Annotated in this window: 19 protein-coding genes; 13 read left to right on the forward strand and 6 right to left on the reverse strand. The window is 41.6% G+C overall.

Annotated features, from left to right (window positions below; genetic code table 11):
* Window positions 1-72: 72 nt before the first annotated feature.
* The 4 genes from C0J08_RS08170 to ppnP all read left to right on the forward strand — a co-directional run bounded on the left by C0J08_RS08170 (window position 73) and on the right by ppnP (window position 3,494).
* On the forward strand, window positions 73-618 hold the full coding sequence (locus C0J08_RS08170; protein WP_212655656.1) for a DUF1285 domain-containing protein: 546 nt from the start codon (window positions 73-75) through the stop codon (window positions 616-618).
* A gap of 87 nt (window positions 619-705) precedes the next feature.
* The gene (locus C0J08_RS08175; RefSeq protein WP_212655657.1) at window positions 706-2,052 is read left to right on the forward strand and encodes a DEAD/DEAH box helicase; all 1,347 of its coding nucleotides are present in this window, start codon (window positions 706-708) and stop codon (window positions 2,050-2,052) included.
* Between the two features lie 146 nt (window positions 2,053-2,198).
* Window positions 2,199-3,149: a transcriptional regulator GcvA gene (gene gcvA, locus C0J08_RS08180; protein WP_502711625.1), complete on the forward strand. Its 951-nt coding sequence runs from the start codon at window positions 2,199-2,201 to the stop codon at window positions 3,147-3,149.
* A 54-nt stretch (window positions 3,150-3,203) separates the two neighbouring features.
* Entirely contained in the window at window positions 3,204-3,494 is a 291-nt protein-coding gene (ppnP, locus tag C0J08_RS08185; RefSeq protein WP_212655658.1) for a pyrimidine/purine nucleoside phosphorylase, read from the forward strand.
* Window positions 3,495-3,578: 84 nt separating this feature from the next.
* On the opposite strand, the gene C0J08_RS08190 is transcribed toward ppnP, so the two are convergent.
* Together C0J08_RS08190 and gloB are read right to left on the reverse strand one after the other, a co-directional pair.
* Window positions 3,579-5,231, reverse strand: coding sequence for a lytic transglycosylase (locus C0J08_RS08190; protein ID WP_212655659.1), 1,653 nt, complete (start codon window positions 5,229-5,231; stop codon window positions 3,579-3,581).
* Between the two features lie 54 nt (window positions 5,232-5,285).
* Window positions 5,286-6,059 (reverse strand): hydroxyacylglutathione hydrolase, encoded by a 774-nt coding sequence (gene gloB, locus C0J08_RS08195; RefSeq protein WP_212655660.1) that lies wholly within the window; start codon window positions 6,057-6,059, stop codon window positions 5,286-5,288.
* Window positions 6,060-6,153: 94 nt separating this feature from the next.
* Between gloB and C0J08_RS08200 the strand changes: the two genes are divergently transcribed.
* The 3 genes from C0J08_RS08200 to dnaQ are packed head-to-tail and all read left to right on the forward strand — an operon-like array spanning window position 6,154 to window position 8,044.
* Complete coding sequence (locus C0J08_RS08200) at window positions 6,154-6,894, forward strand: class I SAM-dependent methyltransferase (protein ID WP_212655661.1); 741 nt, start codon at window positions 6,154-6,156, stop codon at window positions 6,892-6,894.
* Entirely contained in the window at window positions 6,891-7,334 is a 444-nt protein-coding gene (rnhA, locus tag C0J08_RS08205) for a ribonuclease HI (protein WP_249344588.1), read from the forward strand. The genes C0J08_RS08200 and rnhA overlap by 4 nt, the downstream gene beginning before the upstream one ends.
* Entirely contained in the window at window positions 7,331-8,044 is a 714-nt protein-coding gene (gene dnaQ / locus C0J08_RS08210; protein ID WP_212655662.1) for a DNA polymerase III subunit epsilon, read from the forward strand. Before rnhA ends, dnaQ begins: the two co-directional genes overlap by 4 nt.
* Window positions 8,045-8,117: 73 nt before the next feature.
* Here the strand turns inward: dnaQ and nhaB are convergent, their stop codons facing one another.
* Window positions 8,118-9,620, reverse strand: a complete 1,503-nt coding sequence (nhaB, locus tag C0J08_RS08215) for a sodium/proton antiporter NhaB (RefSeq protein ID WP_212655663.1) — start codon at window positions 9,618-9,620, stop codon at window positions 8,118-8,120.
* Between the two features lie 176 nt (window positions 9,621-9,796).
* On the opposite strand from nhaB, the gene sohB reads away from it, so the two are divergent.
* Window positions 9,797-10,840: a protease SohB gene (sohB, locus tag C0J08_RS08220; protein ID WP_502711626.1), complete on the forward strand. Its 1,044-nt coding sequence runs from the start codon at window positions 9,797-9,799 to the stop codon at window positions 10,838-10,840.
* 57 nt (window positions 10,841-10,897) lie between these two features.
* On the opposite strand, the gene C0J08_RS08225 is transcribed toward sohB, so the two are convergent.
* The 3 genes from C0J08_RS08225 to folX are packed head-to-tail and all read right to left on the reverse strand — an operon-like array spanning window position 10,898 to window position 15,469.
* Entirely contained in the window at window positions 10,898-11,629 is a 732-nt protein-coding gene (locus tag C0J08_RS08225) for a hypothetical protein (protein WP_249344590.1), read from the reverse strand.
* A 50-nt stretch (window positions 11,630-11,679) separates the two neighbouring features.
* Window positions 11,680-15,093, reverse strand: coding sequence for a transcription-repair coupling factor (gene mfd, locus C0J08_RS08230; RefSeq protein ID WP_212655665.1), 3,414 nt, complete (start codon window positions 15,091-15,093; stop codon window positions 11,680-11,682).
* Between the two features lie 7 nt (window positions 15,094-15,100).
* Window positions 15,101-15,469 carry a dihydroneopterin triphosphate 2'-epimerase gene (gene folX, locus C0J08_RS08235; protein WP_212655666.1) on the reverse strand — a complete coding sequence of 123 codons (369 nt, stop codon included), beginning with the start codon at window positions 15,467-15,469 and terminating at the stop codon, window positions 15,101-15,103.
* A gap of 441 nt (window positions 15,470-15,910) precedes the next feature.
* Here folX and C0J08_RS08240 point away from each other — a divergent pair, with 441 nt between their 5' ends.
* From C0J08_RS08240 to nqrE, 5 genes are read left to right on the forward strand one after another with little or no spacing between them, the layout of a single operon-like run.
* Complete coding sequence (locus C0J08_RS08240) at window positions 15,911-17,248, forward strand: Na(+)-translocating NADH-quinone reductase subunit A (RefSeq protein ID WP_212655667.1); 1,338 nt, start codon at window positions 15,911-15,913, stop codon at window positions 17,246-17,248.
* A gap of 3 nt (window positions 17,249-17,251) precedes the next feature.
* Window positions 17,252-18,448 carry an NADH:ubiquinone reductase (Na(+)-transporting) subunit B gene (locus C0J08_RS08245; RefSeq protein WP_212655668.1) on the forward strand — a complete coding sequence of 399 codons (1,197 nt, stop codon included), beginning with the start codon at window positions 17,252-17,254 and terminating at the stop codon, window positions 18,446-18,448.
* Entirely contained in the window at window positions 18,441-19,241 is an 801-nt protein-coding gene (locus C0J08_RS08250; protein ID WP_212655669.1) for a Na(+)-translocating NADH-quinone reductase subunit C, read from the forward strand. The genes C0J08_RS08245 and C0J08_RS08250 overlap by 8 nt, the downstream gene beginning before the upstream one ends.
* Window positions 19,241-19,903 carry an NADH:ubiquinone reductase (Na(+)-transporting) subunit D gene (locus C0J08_RS08255; protein ID WP_212655670.1) on the forward strand — a complete coding sequence of 221 codons (663 nt, stop codon included), beginning with the start codon at window positions 19,241-19,243 and terminating at the stop codon, window positions 19,901-19,903. The genes C0J08_RS08250 and C0J08_RS08255 overlap by 1 nt, the downstream gene beginning before the upstream one ends.
* The gene (gene nqrE / locus C0J08_RS08260; RefSeq protein WP_212655671.1) at window positions 19,904-20,512 is read left to right on the forward strand and encodes an NADH:ubiquinone reductase (Na(+)-transporting) subunit E; all 609 of its coding nucleotides are present in this window, start codon (window positions 19,904-19,906) and stop codon (window positions 20,510-20,512) included. It abuts the gene before it with no gap.
* Window positions 20,513-20,535 lie beyond the last annotated feature (23 nt).

Here is a 20,535-nt window from a genome sequence, read left to right on the forward strand (position 1 = left end):
TTCAAGGCTTTGCTTAGAAGCTGAATAAAATTGTAGATAAAGTGAGGTTCGCTAATCTTATGGTGAGAAATTATGGCAAATATTGAATTAAAAGGGTTTTCAGAAGCAACATCCTCTAGTTTGCCACCTGTTCATGATTGGAATCCCCCTTTTTGTGGTGATATGGATATGGTGATTAAAGCCAATGGAGAGTGGTTTCATGAAGGTGGAAAAATTAAGCGCTCTGCCATGGTGACCGTGTTTAGTCGAATATTATGGTTTGAAAAAGGTGAGCACTTTTTGGTGACGCCTGTAGAGAAGGTGCGTATACAGGTTGAAGATGCGCCTTTTCTTGTTACTACTTGGCAATGGGTCAGTACAGAATCGGGTCGTGCTATAGAGCTTAGGACTCAAACGGATGATGTTTTGGTGTTAGGTGTCGATTGTGATATTTGGATGGACTCGTTCAAAAATGAAGAACGCCCCTATGTTTCTATGCGCTATGGAATGAAGGCTTTGGTAGGACGTAATGTGTTTTATGGTCTAGTTGAGAGCCTTGAAAGGGTTGTTACCGCGAAAGGTGAGGGAATGGGCTTAATAAGTGCAGGTAAAAGCTATCTTTTAATGCAAGAGGAATAACGAATTTACGCTTGTCTAGGTTATAATGCTCGTAGTCGGCGTGATGCTTAAGTTGCGTAATATTTTTGTTTTGAAAGGGGTGTTTTTTTGTTATTCGAAGAATTTGGTTTTGATAATCGCATTTTGAAGTCCATTAGCCATTTGGGATTTGATGAGGCCACTGAAATTCAGACTCGCGCTATTCCAGAAGCGATGGCTGGCCGTGATTTATTGGCGTCGTCAAAAACAGGTTCGGGAAAAACACTTGCCTATCTTTTGCCTGCTCTGCATCGGGTTTATAAGAAAAAAGCCTTGTCCAAACGTGACCCTAGGGTTGTTGTTCTCGTGCCGACTCGCGAGTTGGCAAAGCAAGTGTTTGGTCAATTAAGACTTTTGTTAGCCGGAAGTCGTCTCACTTCCATTTTGATTCAAGGTGGTGAGAATTTTAACGATCAGCATAAATCCTTACAGAAAGACCCTCATTTTATTGTCGCTACACCTGGACGATTGGTCGATCATTTAAAGCAGCGCCATGTCTTTCTAGAAGGGCTTGAGTTGCTGATTTTGGATGAAGCAGACCGAATGCTAGATCTAGGCTTTGCTGATGCTATGCGTGCCATCAATGACGCTGCGAATCATCGCCAACGTCAGACCTTATTTTTTTCTGCAACATTAGATAATACCGAAGTCAGTGAGATTGCAGGCGAACTGTTGCGAGAGCCGTCTCGAGTTGCCATTGGGCAAGGGTTTGATGAGCACACTGACATTTCCCAGCATGTTTTGCTTTGCGATCATTTGGATCACAAAGAGGCTTTGTTAAAGCACTTATTGGTTGGGCAAACAATCAAACAAGCGATTGTTTTTACCGCCACTAAAAATGACACTGTGCGTTTGTCTGAAATGATTGCTGATTGGGGGCTAACGACTCAAGCTTTGAATGGTAACTTATCCCAAAGTGCCCGAAATAAAGTAATGGAAAGCTTTGCAAAAGGGCAATTTGATGTACTGGTAAGTACTGATGTGGCTTCGCGTGGTTTGGATATTGCTAGTGTTTCCCATGTCTTCAACTTTGATTTGCCTAAGCAAGCGGAAGAGTTTGTTCACCGAACTGGGCGTACTGGCCGTGCTGGTTTTAAAGGCGATGCCTATTCTTTGGTTGGTCCAAAAGATTGGGTAAATTTCAAAGCCATAGAGGCTTTCTTGCAAAAAACCTTCACGACAGAATCTATAGAAGGACTGGAGCCTAAGTTTAAAGGATTACAGCCTCCTAAGCCTGCTTGCACAGAGTCTAAAAAAGGTGGTGCTAAGGTTCAGACTAAGACATCGAAAAAGACAAGTAAAAAGCCCGCACGCAAAGCGCGTTTCCATGATAATCAACAAGATGGCTTTGAGGCATTTAAATTACCTCCTAAACGGTTTGCGTCGACAAACAATGTCGGCGATGAAGATGAGTAGTGTTCGTTATTTTTTGTTAATTTATACAATGAGTTAGATTTTATTAATTGACAGATGAGCTGTATTCACGATATTGGTTAAGTAATATGCAATTTAACCTGTAAAACCTGAGTGAGTTTGAAAGGAAGGAATAGCTACATTCATTCTTGCTCAGAAGGAGTGTACTTTTACTTACTTTCTTATCTATTGGAGATAGGCCTATTAATCGTTTACCCCCTTTAAACTCATTGAAGTGTTTTGAATCTGCGGCGCGTCACGGCAGTTTCAATAAAGCAGCTAAGGAATTGTCTGTAACACCTTCTGCGATTAGCCATCAAATCAAAGGTTTAGAAAGCTTTCTTGGTATTGAGCTATTTCGCCGTACTAAGCGTAAAGTGATCTTAACCGAAGCTGGGGAATCCTACCTAAAGCCAATAAGAAGCATTTTTGAGCAACTGGAAAATGCGACGGCTGAGCTGAAAAGTAAGCAAAAATCAGGCTCATTAAGGCTAGCTGTAGCGCCAGCTTTTTTGACTCGTTGGTTAATGCCAAGAATGGAGAGTTTCCAGCGCCAATATCCAGATATTGAAATTGAAATAAGTTCTTCTACTGGCTTGGTTGATTTTGCGGCTGGCGATATCGATATGGCTGTGTATTTTGGTTACGGCGATTGGGATGACGTAGAATCTCATTTTTTAACTCCAGCCAAACTGTCACCCGTGTGTAACCCCAAATTGATTCGTCCTGATCAGCCAATTAATACGCCGGAGGATATGCGTTTTTATCCTTTGCTTCATGTCGCCAAACGCAAAGATGAATGGCATGATTGGCTGAAGCAAAATGGCTTGGATCCTAAGGTATTTCGTCGCGGTTTGATGTTTTCCAGTGGTTCTTTAACGGCTGGGGCGGCGGCACAAGGCTTAGGTATTTCTTTATCCAATGTGGACTTGGTAATGCCTGAAATTGAAGCTGGTACATTAAAAGTACTTTTTGATCAGCCTTTGGTGACAGCAAGGTCTTTTTATCTCGTTTATGAAAAGCGACGTTCTGTTACCTCGGCTATGTCGGCATTCAAAGAATGGATAATTGAAGAAATGGTTGGCAATAAGACGACATAAATGTATTTTGCCCTGATGAAAGCGTATTTCTAAAACGTAAATGAGATCTTGTATATGAGTACAGCGTTAACAGTAAACAGTTATTTTAATGATCAAGTTAAGTCTATTGCATTGAATAATGCGGAAGGCGTATCAACAGTTGGTGTTATGGCGGTTGGTGAATATGAGTTTGGAACCAGTCAGCGAGAATATATGACGGTTGTTTCAGGGGTTTTAACGGTGAAATTGCCTACTGAAGAGGATTGGAAGACATTCAATAAGGGAGAGACCTTTATTGTTGAAGCAAACCAAAAATTTCAGGTGAAGGTGTCTGAGACGACAGCTTATCTTTGTCGTTATGAATAATCTGTTATTTTAAGCGTCACAGTGGTGGTGCTTTGGTATAAAAAAGGGCTGAAAACAGCCCTTTTTTTATGTCTGAAAACCGTCTTACCCACCAACCACATTCACAAGTAGCGTGACTTTATCGCCAGGTTGCACGTATTTTTTACTGCCGACTTTAGGGTTCCAATCACGAATGTCATTGACAGAAACCTTAAACTTATTGGCAACAACCGCTAAAGAATCTCCCGATCGAATAGTGTAAATGACTTTTTTCATTACACTGCGGGTTGTCTTTTCTGATTTTTTAGGTTCTAGCCAAACAACTAATTTTTTTCCTGGCATAAGCGGATCGGCAAGGCCCATATTGTTCCATCGGGCTAAGGTTTTGCTATCTGTACCATATTTATTGGATATCAGCCATAAACTATCACCAGGGTTAACTGTATAGTTTATTTTTATACGGTTACGGTTCGGCGCACGAGACTGTTTCGCAAGTAGTCGCTGATGAGAGCTGAGTGTGTAACTTTCTATATCATTCCCTGCGACTGGGATCATTAGCTCCTGTCCAACACGAATCATGGTAGAAGAAATTTTGTTAACGTTTTGCAGTACGTTAACGGTTGTATTGTGATGCTTAGCGACCAACAGAAGGTTGTCACCAGCTTTAACAGTGTAGCGAACCCAGGTGACTCGGTCTTTACTTGGGATCTCGGCTAACTTCGTTCTAAATTGCTTGGCCTTGGAAACGGGCATAAGAAGGCGATGTGGTCCTTCTGGCGAGGTGGCCCATTGATTAAAACCAGGGTTGAGTAAATACACTTCATCAATACTTACGTCTGCCATATCCGCTGCCTGAGCTAAATCAAGTTGACCGCCAATATTGACGACATCAAAATATGGTTTGTTTGGGATAAAGTACGTTGAATAATTATATTTTTCTGGGTTTTTAATGATTTTTGCTAACGCGATGAGTTTTGGTACATACGCACGGGTTTCTCTTGGTAGGTCTAAAGACCAAAAATCAGTAGGTTTCCCAAGTTTCCGGTTCTTTCTGATGGCTCTTAATACAGTGCCTTCTCCCGAATTATAGGAAGCAAGGGCATGAAGCCAATCACCTTTGAACATTTTATGTAGGCGTGTCAAATAAGCGATAGCCGCTTGAGTGGAGCTTATAATGTCGCGGCGACCGTCATACCACCAAGTTTGATCTAATCCATACATTTGGCCTGTAGATGGAATGAATTGCCAGGGGCCAGAAGCTCGTCCATGGCTGTAGCCAAAGGGATCAAAACCGCTTTCTACAATTGGAAGAAGCGCGATTTCAGTCGGAATTCCTGCTTTCTCTAACTCGCTGACGATATAATAAAGGTAACGCTCACCACGCTTTGACACTCTATCTAAATAAGATGGGTGAGAGCTAAACCAACGAAGTTGTGAAGAGAGTCGAGGGCGGTCTATATCTAAATTAAGCTGATAGCCTGCACGAATTCGTTCCCATATATCTTTAGGCGGTCTAGGCTTGCTAATTGCGATAACAGGTTCTGTTGTTTTGTCATCTTCTACTTCTTCTGCAGAAGAATCGACAGGAGGGACAGTATCAATAAAGCCAAGTTGTTCCGTATCGGCTTCTACGATATCGGTATCGTCTGATGATTCAACTAGATCACTGGACGTGTTCTGCCTTTCTATTTTTGAGGCGGTTTGACATGCACTAAGCACTAGGCTTAAAAGGCAAATCCATAAAAATTTATATATCATGTAGGTCACAAATTTGAGTAAAGTTTCGCCATTTTAAAGGTGTGGAGGAAGAGGTCAACTAAAACTGTCTTTTGCTCGACGAACTTGGCTGAAAGAATCGATAGGATTTTTCGCCGGTTTTTCGTTAAGTTGTTGTGCTGCTTGAATTTTAAGAGGCTCAATATGGCTTCGTAAAAAGGGATTGGTTTTTTTCTCTAAATTTAATTTAGTTGGCAATGTAGGGAGGTTTTTTGATCTTAGTTCTTGGCATTCTAGATTGCTATTCACCAGAGAAAGGTTGTCGGGCTCTAGGGAAAGTGCAAATCGGTAATTGGCTAAGGTGTACTCGTGAGTACCATAGATGAGAGTGTGGTCAGGTAAATCAGATATCTTTTGCATTGCCTCCAGCATTTGCTCTGGCGTTCCTTCCATTATGCGTCCGCAACCTCCTTTGAATAAGGTATCGCCTGAAAATAAAATGGGTTCATCCTGCTCTGAAAAATAACACAAATGATCAAGTGTGTGTCCAGGTGTGGCGAGAACATTAAAATTTCGGGAAAAAACCTTTACTAGATCTTTGTCTTCAACACTATGGGTGACCAGCTCAGTAAGGTGCTTTGGACCATATACGTGGCAATTTGTGTGTTGTTTTAATTCAGCAACGCCACCAGTATGATCTTTATGGTGGTGAGTAATTAAGATGCCTACTAATTTTTTCTCATGTTTATGGCAGTAATCTAACACTACATTGGCCATGCCTGGGTCGACGGCCCAAATGCTTGAACTATCTTTATCTTGGATTATCCAGATATAATTGTCATCGAAGGCGGGAAGCGGAAAGATAGTCATAAGTTGTCTACTGTTAATAGGTTGTTGTGTTTCCTATGGCGTGCCAAAAATAATTCAGATAACGCCATACCGTTTTAAATAGAGAATTCATTGTATGTTGGATGATCAATCAAGACAATTTTTTCAAAATTGGTATAAAAGTAACTTAGGTAAAAGCTTGTTACAATTGGAGCTTACTGAAATCGCTTCCGAGCTTGATTCTGCTGTGGGTTACTATTTAGTGAGTCAGTCTCCTTTAAAAGATTTTTCGCTTAAAAATCACAGGTTACGTGAAAGTATCTTAATCGCACCTGAGCTGGAGTTTGGAGCGCCTAGTTCAACAGTGGTAGCCAGAGCAAGTGAATTGCCATTTGAAGCTGATGGTATCGATGTACATGTTTTTCATCACACCCTAGATATTTCTGCAACGCCTCATGATGATCTAAGGGAGGCGGCAAGGACTTTATTGCCAAGTGGTAAGTTGGTTATTGTCGGCTTTAATCCTTGGAGTTTATGGGGGTGTCGGCGTATATTTTCCAAGAAAGTGAAAGCGCCTTGGTGCGGACACTTTATTGCTCATCAGCGTCTAGAAGACTGGTTAAAGGTGGCAGGCCTCACTTTAGAAAGTAAGCGTTTTATACATTATGAACCCCCTATACAGAGTAGTAAGTGGCGTTATCGCTTTGCTTGGCTAGATAAAATTTTGAAACCGTTAAAACTGCCTTTTAGTGGTGTATATGTGATGACGGCAACAAAACAAGTAAGGCGTTGTATTCCTATCAAACCTCGTTGGTCAGGCGCTCGGGTTCGAGTGCCTCCTTTAACAAAACCGACAGCAAAAGAGATGAAAGAGTGAAAAAGGTAATAATGTACACAGATGGCGCATGTAAAGGCAATCCAGGTATTGGTGGTTGGGGGGCTTGGTTAACTTTTGGTGAGCACGAAAAACGACTTTGTGGCGGTGAGCATAATACAACAAATAATCGGATGGAGTTAATGGGGGCCATTGAGGGTTTACGTGCCTTGAAAGAAAAATGCGCCGTAACGCTTTATACTGACTCTTCTTATGTGCAGAAAGGCATTACAGAATGGCTAGCTGGCTGGAAGCGTAAAGGTTGGGTGACCGCTTCAAAGCAGCCAGTCAAAAACAAAGATCTTTGGCAAGCTTTAGATGAGCAGTGTTTACATCATGAAGTAACTTGGAAGTGGGTAAAGGGTCACGCAGGAATAGAAGGTAATGAAATTGCGGATCAGCTTGCTAATCTTGGCATTGAAGAGTTGAGGGCGACATCATGAGACAGGTGGTATTGGATACAGAGACTACAGGTATCGATCCTAAGCAAGGTCATAGAATTATTGAGATTGGTTGTGTTGAAATGATCGGTCGTAAGTTAACGAACCGCCATTTCCATGTTTACATTAATCCAGGTCGCGAGGTGGAAGAAGAAGCATTTCGTGTTCATGGTATTAGTAATGAATTTCTCGCCGATAAACCACGTTTTCACGAAATTGCTCAAGAGTTTTTTGACTTCATTAAAGGGGCTGAGCTCATTATTCATAATGCGCCGTTTGATGTTGGTTTTATGGATCATGAGTTTTCCCTTGTTGGAGGCTATCCGAAAACAGCAGAAGTGTGCGGCATTTTTGATAGTTTGGTTTATGCCCGTAAAAAGCACCCTGGACAAAAAAATAACCTTGATATTCTTTGCCGTCGTTATGGTATTGATAATTCGCACCGTGAATTGCATGGGGCGTTATTAGACTCGGAAATTCTGGCTGATGTGTATTTGCTAATGACTGGCGGGCAAACCAGCCTAGGCTTGGCAAATAACTCGGATTCGGATTCTAAAGGAGAGGGTGAAGTAGAAGCCATTCGCCGATTTTCCGCAGATCGACCTGCTCTGAAAGTTATTAAAGCAAGTGAAAGTGAGCTGAAGTTACACGAAGAGCGTTTGGATTTGATAGATAAAAAGTCTGGTCAGTCGCTTTGGCGGATACAGCACTAATTATTAAGAATATTTATATATCGAATAATGAAAGACGCCCTCTTAAACGAGGGCGTCTTTTTTAGCTTTTGATTTAGAGTAAATACGCAACGCTAAGTCCACCAACAACGCTGAGTACAATGGTATAAGGCAATGCCATCCATACCATTTTTCCATAAGAAAGCCTTAATAATGGTGCAATTGCTGAGGTCAACAAAAACAGAAAGGCTGCTTGTCCATTTGGCGTAGCTACACTTGGAAGGTTTGTGCCTGTATTGATTGCGACAGCCAAAGTGTTGAAGTGCTCTTGAGAAATTGCACCAGCATCGAGGGCTGCTTTTACTTCACTAATGTAAACGGTTGCCACAAAAACGTTATCACTGATCGCAGATAAAATGCCATTGGCAATAAAAAACATAATCGGCTGAGCGTGTGGCGGCATATGTAAAACAAAGTCAATAATAGGCTGAAACAAATGTTGCTCATGTATTACTGAAACGATAGTGAAAAACACGACTAAAAGAGCGGTAAATGGTAGCGCCTCCTCAAATGCATGGCCAATTTGGTGTTCTTCTGTAATGCCATTAAAAGCAGTGAGTAATACAATGACCATTAAGCCCACTAAGCCAACTTCAGCGACATGGAAAGCTAATGAAAGAATCAGTACTACGGCAACGATGCCTTGTACTATGAGTTGTGCCTTATGCTTACTTGTGCTTTTGTTGGATTCTTCCTTTTCGAAGTTTTTCAGAATGTTGCGTACATTTTCCGGTAGCTCTGCACCGTAATCAAACAATCTTGTTTTTTCTAAAATAATCACAGTCAAGAGACCACAGGCGAGTACTGGCATTGATACTGGGGCAACACGGATAAAGAACTCAATGAAGTCCCAGTCAGCTACTTTGGCGATCAGAAGATTTTGTGGTTCACCGACTAAGGTAGCAACACCGCCTAATGCTGTCCCAATGGCGCCATGCATCAATAAGCTGCGCAAAAAAGCACGGAATGCAGCAAGATCGATTTGGTTAATAGGAAGAATTTGATCGTCGTTACTGTGATTGTAATTGCCACTAGATGGCTGGTCGGAGGCGACTTTGTGATAAACCGAATAAAACCCAACACTCACACTAATCAAAACTGCAGTTACGGTTAATGCATCTAAAAAGGCTGAGAGTATTGCGGCAGTAAAACTAAAAACTAACGAGATAATTGTTTTTGATCGAATATTGACCAGTAATTTATTGAAAATAAAAAGCAACATACTTTGCATAAAGTAAATGCCGGCGACCATGAACATGAGCAAAAGAATAACATCGAAATTTTTTATAACTTCATGATAAACACCATCTGAGGTTGTTAAGCCTAATAAAATCGCTTCTATTGCAATCAATCCCCCAGGTTGTAATGGGTAGCATTTTAGCGCCATAGCAAGGGTGAAAATAAATTCGATGATGAAGAACCAACCTGTAATGAAAGGGCCTAAAGTGATTACGGCAATAGGGTTGATGATTAAAAAAGCGATCACGGCTTGCTTGTACCATAGGGGAGAGGCCCCTAAAAAGTTGTTGCCAAGCGCATGTGACAAAGTTGTCTTCATTTATTGCTCCTTTGGGGAAGGCATTAGCTGTTTTTCAAGATATTATTATGTTTTTTAGTGTGTTGATAATAAGGGATAAAGAAAGCAGTATCTATAGTGTTTAATGACTTTTAGATATTGCTATTTTTTTAAATAGCCCCACTATCTCAAGAAGTTATAATTAATTAGAGGAATAAATGTTGGAATTTTTAACTGATTATGCAGGTTTTTTGCTGAAGTTGATAAGTGTCGCTTTGGTTATTGGCTTTCTTTTGGCTGCTTTATCTAATGGGAAACGTAAGTCTCAGCCTGGTAGTTTGTCTGTGACGAAACTGAACGAAAGTTATGATGCGATGAAAGCTCAGTTGGATAATCAGCTGTTAGATAAAAAAGACCTTAAAAACTTGGCGAAAGAAAAAAAGAAAAAAGAAAAACTCGAAAAGAAAGCGCTGAAAAAAGCGCCTAAAGAAGCTGAGGAAGTGGCTAAAAAGCGTCTTTATGTGTTGGATTTTGAGGGTGACATTAAAGCCTCTGCAGTAGCGACCATGCGTGAGGAAATTACCGCTGTCCTGAGTGTTGCTAAGCCACAAGATGAAGTAGTTGTTCGCTTGGAGAGTGGTGGCGGTGTCGTGCATGGCTATGGGTTGGCGGCTTCTCAATTGCAGCGTATTCGGGAAGCAAATATACCTTTAACTATTTGTGTTGATAAAGTGGCTGCTAGTGGCGGTTACATGATGGCGTGTGTGGCAGATAAAATTATTGCAGCACCATTTGCTATTCTCGGCTCAATTGGAGTGGTGGCACAAATACCTAACGTGCATAGATTGTTGGATAAGAGTTTGATTGATGTTGAGTTGCATACTGCAGGACGATACAAGCGAACTCTCACTATGCTGGGTGAGAATACAGATGAAGGGCGTGAAAAGTTTAAGCAGGATCTAGAAGACACTCATGGACTGTTTAAGCGGTTTGTTTCAAGTCAGCGTCCACAGTTAGATATCGAGGAGATTGCTACAGGAGATACTTGGTATGGTTCCGAAGCAATTGAGAATAAGTTGATCGATGTTGTGATGACCAGTGATGCTTATTTGGTTTCAAATTACGAAAACGCAGAAGTTATTCAGATAGCTTATAAGCAACCAAAAGGTATGGCTGAGCGTCTTGGTTTGTCTTTCTTTTCTGCTTTAGAGCAAAAAGCGGTGTCTTGGGTTGGGAAACTTACTCAATCTCGAGGTTATTAATTAGTAAATTGTCTGTTTTAAAATGGGGGGCTGCTCTTAGTAGCCCCCCATTTTTATTTATTGGCCTGAAAGTTCGTTAGTACTTTGTAGCTCGTCGTAGTTTAGGCTTGAACCTGTCTCCGGAGTGACTGATTGAGCTGCTATTTTTTCTAGAGCATCATCTAGTTCTATTGGTTCAAAATATAGCAATGTTCCGATAATAGGGTGGTCTAAGTAGTTAATTTTTTTGCTCGCGGTTTTATTTTTCAGATTAAGTTTTAATACCAAAGCTGGTTCAAACTGTTTAATTTCTGGCTGGTTTTCAGGTTCCAGAGTTGGCCGTGAAAAAATATTTTCTGGGGCTGAATTGGTATTTGCTGTCTCAGGTTGAGTAAAACTATCAAATAGATAATGTTTATATTCAATGTCAGATTCCAAATATCGTCCAAGTTTTATGGCAATGTCACCGGTCAATTCTGGGTAACCGTCTTTTTCTTGAGTGCTGTAAAAGGACTTTTTAATGGTATCTCCTGGGAACTTGAAAATCAGCGTCCACTCTTGGTTTGCTAAAACTTTTACATGTGTGCCCAGTCTTGCTTCAATGTTCCCGAAAGGGGTTGATGGATCTATATTATTTTCCGGTTTGGTTGTTAGTTCTTCGGTTGTTGATAGACGAAGCAGATTTTCTGTGGACAGTATGTTTTTATAATCCACTTGCTCTGTTGATTGACCGTCAGGCCACTGAAATGTGACAAGATAGCCTTCATAGGCTCTAGCAGTATCCGGATTAATCTCTCCTTCATCAGCCATTGTGTAGGTGCTGAGTAGGGTGAGTGTTGAGAATATGGCTATTAGGGTTTTCAATGTAATAATTCCAAAGTCATTGTTGTTTGTTGGAAGCGTTCTTCTGCACTGTTCATTGTGGCAAGAAATTTTAAAGTGTCAGAGCCAGCCAGTTTGTACGTATTTGGTTTTGTTTGAATCAATTTAATCAGCTTCATTGGGTCAACAGGCGTTTTGCTATTGAAAAAGATTTTACCCTCTTTTGCATTAGCTTCAATTTTATTAATTCCAAGGCTTTCGGCTTTTAGTTTTAATTCTGTCTGACGGAATAGGTTTTTAGTGGCGTCCGGCAGCAGTCCAAAACGATCAATCATCTCTACTTGCAGGTCTTTCAGTTCTTCGCTGGTGTGGGCGCTGGCAATGCGTTTATACAGAATTAAGCGTGAATGTACATCGCCTAAATAGTCTTCTGGAATTAAGGCTGGAACACGCAAATTGATATCGGTTTGGGTTGGCGAGGTGATATCGATATCTGGTGACTCACCATTTTTCAGGGATTTTACGGCTCTGTCTAGCATATCCATGAATAGGGAGAATCCAACGTGTTCAATGTGACCGCTTTGTCCGTCACCGAGTAATTCACCTGTGCCTCGAATTTCTAAATCATGGGTAGCTAATGTGAAGCCTGCGCCTAATGTATCGGCTAAAGTAATGGCTTCTAAGCGTTTTTCTGCATCACCTGTGACTTTACGATCATTAGGAGTGAGCAAATAGGCGTAAGCTTGGTGGTGGGATCGGCCAACACGACCACGCAATTGGTGGAGTTGGGCTAAACCAAATTTATCAGCGCGTTCAATAATAATGGTGTTGGCATTGGGTATGTCTATGCCTGTTTCAATAATCGTTGAGCAGACCAGTACATTGGCTCTTTTGTGATAAAAGTCTGACATGACTTGCTCAAGCTCTCTTTCGCGCATCTGCCCATGACCAACAATGACTCGCGCTTCTGGGATGAGTTCCTCCAGCTCTTCGGCGGCTTTTTGGATGGTTTGTACTTCATTGTGTAAGTAATACACTTGGCCGCCACGGTGGAGCTCGCGCAGAATGGCCTCTTTAATTTGGTGCTCATCTTTTTGTTTTACGAAAGTTTTAACAGATAGGCGTTTAGCTGGCGGCGTCGCAATAATAGACAGGTCTCGAATACCCGATAAAGACATATTTAAGGTACGAGGGATAGGGGTTGCTGTGAGTGTTAAGATATCCACTTCCGCCCGCAAGGCTTTAAATTGTTCTTTTTGTTTAACTCCAAAACGGTGTTCTTCGTCGATGATTACAAGCCCGAGGTTGGCGAATTTAATACCACTTTGAATAAGCTTGTGAGTGCCAACAACTATGTCTGCTTTGCCTGATTCTAAGCGATCAATAGATGTGTTAGATTGCTTTCCTGAACGAAAGCGAGATAAAAGCTCGACTTCCACTGGCCAATCCGCAAAGCGATCGCAGAAGTTTTCGTAATGTTGTTGAGCGAGGAGGGTTGTTGGCACAAGGACTGCCACCTGTTTACCGTCTTGAACTGCTAGAAAGGCCGCTCGCATAGCGACTTCTGTTTTGCCGAAGCCGACATCGCCACAGACCAAACGATCCATAGGCTTTTTCGATGACATGTCTTTTACGACGGCATCAATGGCCATTTGCTGGTCTGGTGTTTCTTCAAACGGAAAGCCTGCCGCAAATAGCTCGTATTGATCATCGGGTTTAGCAAAGGCATAACCAACGCGAGCTTCGCGTTGAGCATAGATTTCAAGCAGTTCTGCGGCTGTGTCACGGGCTTTTTCTGCGGCTTTTTGTTTTGCGGTGCTCCATTTGTCAGTGCCCAGTTTATGAAGAGGGGCTGTGTCCTCGTCGGCGCCTGTATAGCGAGAAATTAATTGTAATGATGAAACTGGAACATACAGTTTGGCGTCATTGGCGTAGCCAAGAGTTAGTAGTTCTGTTTCTTGTCCATCTATCTCTAAATTGGTAAGTCCCAAGTACCGACCCACTCCATGATCTATGTGAACAACGGGGGCGTTTAAGCGTAACTCAGTGAGGTTACGAATAATGGCATCTTCATTAATGTTGTTTTGTTTGTTTCGACGGCGGTGCTGAGAAACCCGTTCGCCTAATATTTCACTCTCAGGAATAAGAGCTAATTCATCATTAATAATGAAGCCGCGACTAATGTTGCCCTCTGTAATAGCGAGTGATTTTGTTGATTTGGTAAAGGCTTCCCAGCTATCTACTTGCTTGGGTTTTATATTGTGTTTTTTGAGTAGTTCAAGTAATGCTTCTCGCCGTCCTGCGGATTCCGCCACAATTAATACTCTAGTCGTTGTGTCTGCTAGAAATGTTTGTAGTTTTTCAAGTGGTTGAGCGGCTTTTGAATCGATTTTGACATTTTTGGGCGCTTGATAATTAAGATGCTCTCCAGCGGAAGAAAAAATTATGTTTGTATAATGATTGAGCTTGGCAAAAATTTCGTCTTCTCTTAAGCAGATTTCGTCTGGTTTAAGTATTGGTCTTTCAATGTTGTAACTCAGCGATTCGTGGCGGCTGCGGAAATCTAGTTGAATGCTCGCAAATTGCTCATTAAAATTATCGGATCTGATGATTAGTGTATTGTCTGGCAGGTAGTCAAATACACTGGCTGTTTGTTCGAAAAATAAAGGTAGATAATATTCAATGCCAGCTGGGATGATTCCGCTAGAAATATCTTGGTAGATAGGACTGGAAAGTGGGTTAGTCTCAAAGCGCTCTCGAAAGGCTTGGCGGAATTGTTGAATGCCTTGTGCTGTGGTGGGGAATTCTTTTGCTGGCAGCATTTTTATTTCTGGCACTTTATTAATGCTGCGCTGAGTTTCAGAGTCAAACCAGCGAATCGAATCAATTTCATTATCAAACCAATCAATTCTAATTGGGTTTTCGGCCCCCATAGGGTAAACATCCATTAGAGCGCCGCGAATCGCATATTCACCATGTTCATGAACATTCTCCACATTTAAATAGCCTGCATTTGTTAGTTTGCGAGACAAGTCTTCGAGAGGAAGTTCCTGCCCTTCTTTTAAATGAAAGCGTTGAGCTTCTAAGTGTTGTTTTGGGCACAGACGAGTTATGCAGGAGGCTACTGTTGTCAAGACGATAGGGGTCTTGGTTTCGGTAAGCTTTGCTAAAGTTTCTAGGCGTTGAGAAATGATGTCTTGGTGTGGAGAGAATGCATCATATGGTAGGGTTTCCCAATCGCTGAATCTCAGTATTTCCCGTTTACTGTGGTTTAAGAACTGTATTTCATCCTCAAGTTCGTTTAGCTCTCCAACCGTGTTGGCCATATATATGATGGGGTGTGGGTGTTGAGAGGCTAAGGAAAGCAGTTGTAGGGCTTTGCGGCTACCATCTAATCCTGAGATTAAGTTTTTGAAGCCGGGCTTTATAGTGAGCGATACAGTTTCTGGCATGTTGGGATCAGTGTTCTCTAGTGGCAGACAGTGTTAGTGATACAGAGTCAGCAAAACGAAGGGCATGGGGTTTTGCTACTTCAACTTTTGCAAAAGTGACGTTGTTAGGAGTCATACAAAGTTCAAGTAAGTCCGCAGTGAGTTTTTCTAATAAAAGAAAACGATTATTTTCTGTGTGAGCTATCATTTTTTTGCAAATGGTTCGATAGTTCACTGCGTTTTCAACATCATCAGTGTCATAAGCCTGCGAGGCTGGATAGTGAATCCAAGCATTAATGACAACATCTTGTTTATTTTGTTTCTCCGATTCATTGAATCCAATATAGGTTCGTAAACGTAAGTTTTTTATATGAATTTGAGCTTCTGGCTTTATCATGGCGTGCTTCCGTGTTTTGAGCTTATTCATTTAATGGGCGATATTGTGTCGTTTTCATTCGGGTATGGCAACTCACTAAAATACGCGGCAATGCATTGTTTTGGATTACATTGCCAGTTTTTTAATTTGTATGCGGTGTTTTGTTAGATAAGTTAAATGCAATGTGGTTATAAAAGCACAAAAAAAGGGTCTTTTATAATTTGCAAGTCCAAAATTAAGGATAAAGTCGTAGTTTTAGGTAAAAGTTGATGCTTAAAGACCGTCTCATATGCTGGTCAAGGGGGGGAATGAGCTTTATAATACGTCGGTTTTTTGGTGAAGTGAGTTTGCGTTTTACAATTATCTTAAGATTAATTGTTTGTTCATGCATGTTTTCCCGGAGGGGGGTGTGGACATTTCGCATTACGCTTTTTGTGTTCAATTTATTGTTGGGCAGAACATATGTTTAAAATCTCAAAAGGCCTAGATCTACCGATCTCTGGTGCTCCCAATCAAGTGATTGATGCGACAATTGCTGCTAAGGCGGTTGCTGTTATTGGTCCTGATTACCATGGCATGAAACCTACCATGCTGGTAAAGGAAGGGGACAAGGTCAAAAAAGGGCAGGTTATCTTTACAGATAAGAAAACGGAAGGTGTTAAGTATACCGCGCCCGCCTCAGGTACTATATCAGCGATTAATCGCGGTGAAAAAAGAGTTCTTCAATCCGTCGTAATTGATGTTGAAGGTGACGAATCTGAAACATTTTCAGCTTATTCTGGCTCTGAATTAAAGTCTTTAGAACGTAGTAAGGTTGTTGATAATCTTGTCGATTCCGGTCTATGGACAGCATTTCGTACGCGCCCATTCTCAAAAGTTCCTGAAATTGATTCAGTGCCGAATTCTATTTTTGTAACGGCAATCGATACGAATCCTCTTGCTGCGTCTCCAGAAATTGTTCTTGCTGATCAAGCTGAGGCCTTTGCTGACGGTCTTACGGTAATAAGCCGTTTGACAGAAGGTAAGGTGTTCTTGTGTAAAGCCGCTGGCACAAAAATTCCGACAACATCTGATGTGACTGTTGAAGAGTTCTCAGGTGTTCATCCTGCTGGGTTAGCTGGAACGCATATTCATTTTTTGGATCCAGTAAGCGATAAGAAGACGGTTTGGTCTATTAATTACCAAGATGTTGTAGCTGTTGGAAAGCTTTTTGTAACTGGTGAGTTGAGTGTTGAGCGTGTTATTTCTATCGCTGGCCCTCAAGTCAAGAAACCACGCTTAGTTCGTACTCAACTCGGTGCAAGCTTAGATGGCTTGTTGACGGGTGAATTGAGCGAAGGTGACAATCGTATCGTCTCCGGTTCTGTTCTTTCTGGTCGTAATGCTTTTGGGCCTTTTGCCTACTTGGGTCGTTACCATAATCAAGTATCTGTTTTACTTGAAGGCCGTGAGCGTCAAATGATGCATTACCTTCGTGCCGGTGTTGAGAAACATTCTATTATGAATGTATTTTTATCTAAGCTTACTGGTAAAACATCATTCGATATGACAACAACGACTAATGGTAGTGATCGTACCATGCTGCCGCTTGGTAATTTTGAGCGCATTATGCCGCTTGATATTTTACCAACACAATTGCTGCGTGCGTTGGTTGTGAATGATACCGAGCAGGCTCAAAAATTGGGTGCGCTTGAGTTGGATGAAGAAGATTTGGCTTTGTGTACTTACAGTTGCTCAGGTAAGTTCGAATATGGCCCGATCCTTCGGGATTGTCTAACTCTAATAGAGAAAGAGGGTTAATTCATGGGGCTTAGAAAAGTACTCGACAAAATGGAACCTGAGTTTCACTCAGGTGGTAAATACGAAAAGTGGTATGCGCTATATGAAGCAGTGGATACTATTTTTTATCGCCCAAGTTCTGTGACCAAAAATGGCTCTCACGTTCGTGATGCAGTCGATATGAAACGCATCATGATTTTGGTATGGATGTGTACATTCCCAGCTATGTTTTTTGGTATGTACAATATTGGTCTTCAAGCCAATACGGCAATGGACGCAATGGGTGTTGCTCCTGCTGACACTTGGCGTCATGCCATTATTGGTGGCTTAACTAATTATAATGCCGCAAGCATTTGGGATAACATGATTTACGGTGCAATGTACTTTTTGCCTGTATATCTTGTCACTTTTGTAGTTGGTGGCTTCTGGGAAGTGCTATTTGCTTCTGTACGTAAGCACGAAGTAAATGAAGGCTTCTTTGTTACCTCTATTCTTTTTTCTCTTTCTTTACCCGCCACTGTGCCTTTATGGCAAGTAGCGTTAGGTATCACCTTTGGTGTTGTCTTGGCGAAAGAGGTGTTTGGTGGTACAGGTAAAAACTTCCTTAACCCTGCTTTGGCTGGTCGTGCATTCCTATTTTTCGCTTATCCAGCGTCAATGTCTGGTGATGCTGTCTGGACGGCGGTAGACGGTTTTTCTGGTGCGACAGCTCTGAGTCAACTTGCTGCTGACGGTGTTGCTGGTTTATCCGTTGCTTGGTCTGATGCCTTCTTTGGCTTCATTCAAGGTTCAATGGGTGAAACATCTACGTTGGCGATTTTAATAGGTGGTGGTGCGCTGCTGATTATGCGTATTGCTTCTTGGCGAATCGTTGCTGGTGTCTTGCTGGGTATGATATTGACGTCAGCCTTGTTTAATGCAATTGGTTCAGACTCTAACCCAATGTTCGCTACGCCTTGGTACTGGCACCTTGTTTTAGGTGGCTTTGCATTCGGTATGATGTACATGGCGACTGACCCAGTATCTGCTTCAATGACAAATCGTGGTAAGTTCTTTTATGGTGCCCTGATTGGTTTGATGGTTGTATTGATTCGTGTTGTTAACCCTGCCTACCCAGAAGGTATGATGTTGGCAATTCTGTTTGCGAACTTGTTTGCGCCATTTATTGACCATTTTGTTGTTCAGGCGAACATTAAACGGAGGATTGCACGCAATGGCTAGCGGTAACGATAGTATTAAAAAGACCATTATAGTCGCTTTATCTTTGTGTTTAGTGTGTTCTATTTTTGTTGCGGCAGCAGCTGTTGGCCTCAAGCCTATTCAGAACACTAACAAAGATTTAGACCGTAAACGCAATATTTTATCGGCTGCTGGCATGCTTGAGAAAGGTAAGTCTGTTGATGAAATTTTTGAGTCAGTTGAAACTCGTATTGTGAATTTGCAAACTGGTAAGTTTGCTACGCAAGAAGAGTTAAAAGAAGCGGGTATCAAACCTGAAACGTTTGATCAGAAAGCCGCTTCTAAAGACCCTAAGTTGTCGATTGCTCTTAAAGGCGAAAACGATCCAGCTGGTATTAAACGCCGTTCCAATTTCTCTGCCGTTTATCTTGTGATGAATGGTGATAAAATTGAGCGAATTATCCTGCCGGTTCATGGTTATGGCTTATGGTCAACCATGTATGGTTTTATGGCTCTAGAGGATGACTTTAATACGGTGATTGGTTTTGGTTTTTATGACCAAGCTGAAACACCTGGATTGGGTGGTGAAGTTGATAACCCTAACTGGAAAGCGCTATGGAAAGGTAAAGAGATTTACAATGACCAAGGTGAGGCTGTTATCCATCTTGTTAAAGGTGGTGTAGATAGCTCTGATCCAAAAGCAGCTTATAAAGTAGATGGTTTATCTGGTGCTACACTGACAAGTCGTGGTGTTACTCATCTTGTTCAATACTGGTTGGGTCAGGAAGGCTTTGGGCCATTCTTGTCGCGACTACGTAGCGAAGGAGTTAAATAATGTCTGATGTAAAAAAAGTCCTCTTTGGGCCAATTCTTGCTAATAACCCGATTGCTTTGCAAATTTTGGGTATTTGTTCTGCCTTGGCTGTTACAAGTAGTCTGAAAGTAAGTTTGGTTATGGCGATAGCCTTGACCATGGTAACGGCTTTCTCAAACTTTTTTATTGCGATTATCCGTAACCATATTCCGAATAGCATTCGTATCATTGTTCAGATGATTATCATTGCTTCTTTGGTAATTGTGGTGGATCAGGTCTTAAAAGCCTTTGCTTATGAGATCAGTAAGCAGCTTTCTGTTTTCGTTGGTCTTATCATTACAAACTGTATTGTAATGGGACGTGCAGAAGCCTTTGCTATGAAAAACGGTCCAGCAATGAGTTTTGTTGATGGTATCGGTAACGGTCTTGGTTACAGCGCAATGCTGATTGTTGTTGCCTTTTTCCGTGAGTTGCTTGGTGCTGGTAAGTTGTTTGGTGTCGAGATTTTTGCGACTGTTCAGAACGGTGGTTGGTACCAGCCTAATGGCTTGATGCTGCTTCCGCCGAGTGCATTCTTTGTTATTGGCTTGGTTATTTGGGCGTTGCGCGCATATAAGAAAGAGCAAGTTGAAGAGCCTGAATTTAAGATTGCAGCAAATTCTCGTTCTCAGGAGGCGCTATAAATGGAACATTTAATAAGTCTATTTGTTAAGGCTGTATTTGTTGAAAATATGGCGTTAGCTTTCTTCCTAGGTATGTGTACCTTCTTGGCCTTATCTAAAAAGGTTGAAACTGCAATAGGTCTAGGGATAGCGGTTGTTGTTGTTTTGGCAATCACGGTTCCTCTTAACAATTTATTGTATAAAAACCTTTTAGCAGATGGTGCTCTTGAATGGGCGGGTTTGCCTGGAGTTGATCTTAGCTTCTTGGGTCTGTTGAGCTACATTGGTGTTATTGCTGCTGTCGTTCAAATACTGGAAATGACTTTGGACAAATATATGCCAGCGTTATACAACGCGCTTGGTGTGTTCTTGCCGCTTATCACAGTAAACTGTGCCATCATGGGTGCCTCTTTGTTCATGGTTGAGCGTGACTATGATTTCGGTGAGAGTGTTGTTTATGGTGTGGGTGCTGGTGTTGGTTGGGCGTTAGCTATTGCTGCGCTAGCTGGTATTCGGGAGAAACTAAAGTATTCAGATGTTCCTGCAGGTCTTCGTGGTCTTGGTATCACGTTTATTACTGTTGGTCTAATGAGCTTAGGTTTTATGTCATTTTCTGGTGTGCAGCTTTAATTGGCTGCACATATCAGGCAACC

The organism is Marinomonas sp. CT5 (assembly GCF_018336975.1).
In the GTDB taxonomy this organism is placed as follows: domain Bacteria; phylum Pseudomonadota; class Gammaproteobacteria; order Pseudomonadales; family Marinomonadaceae; genus Marinomonas.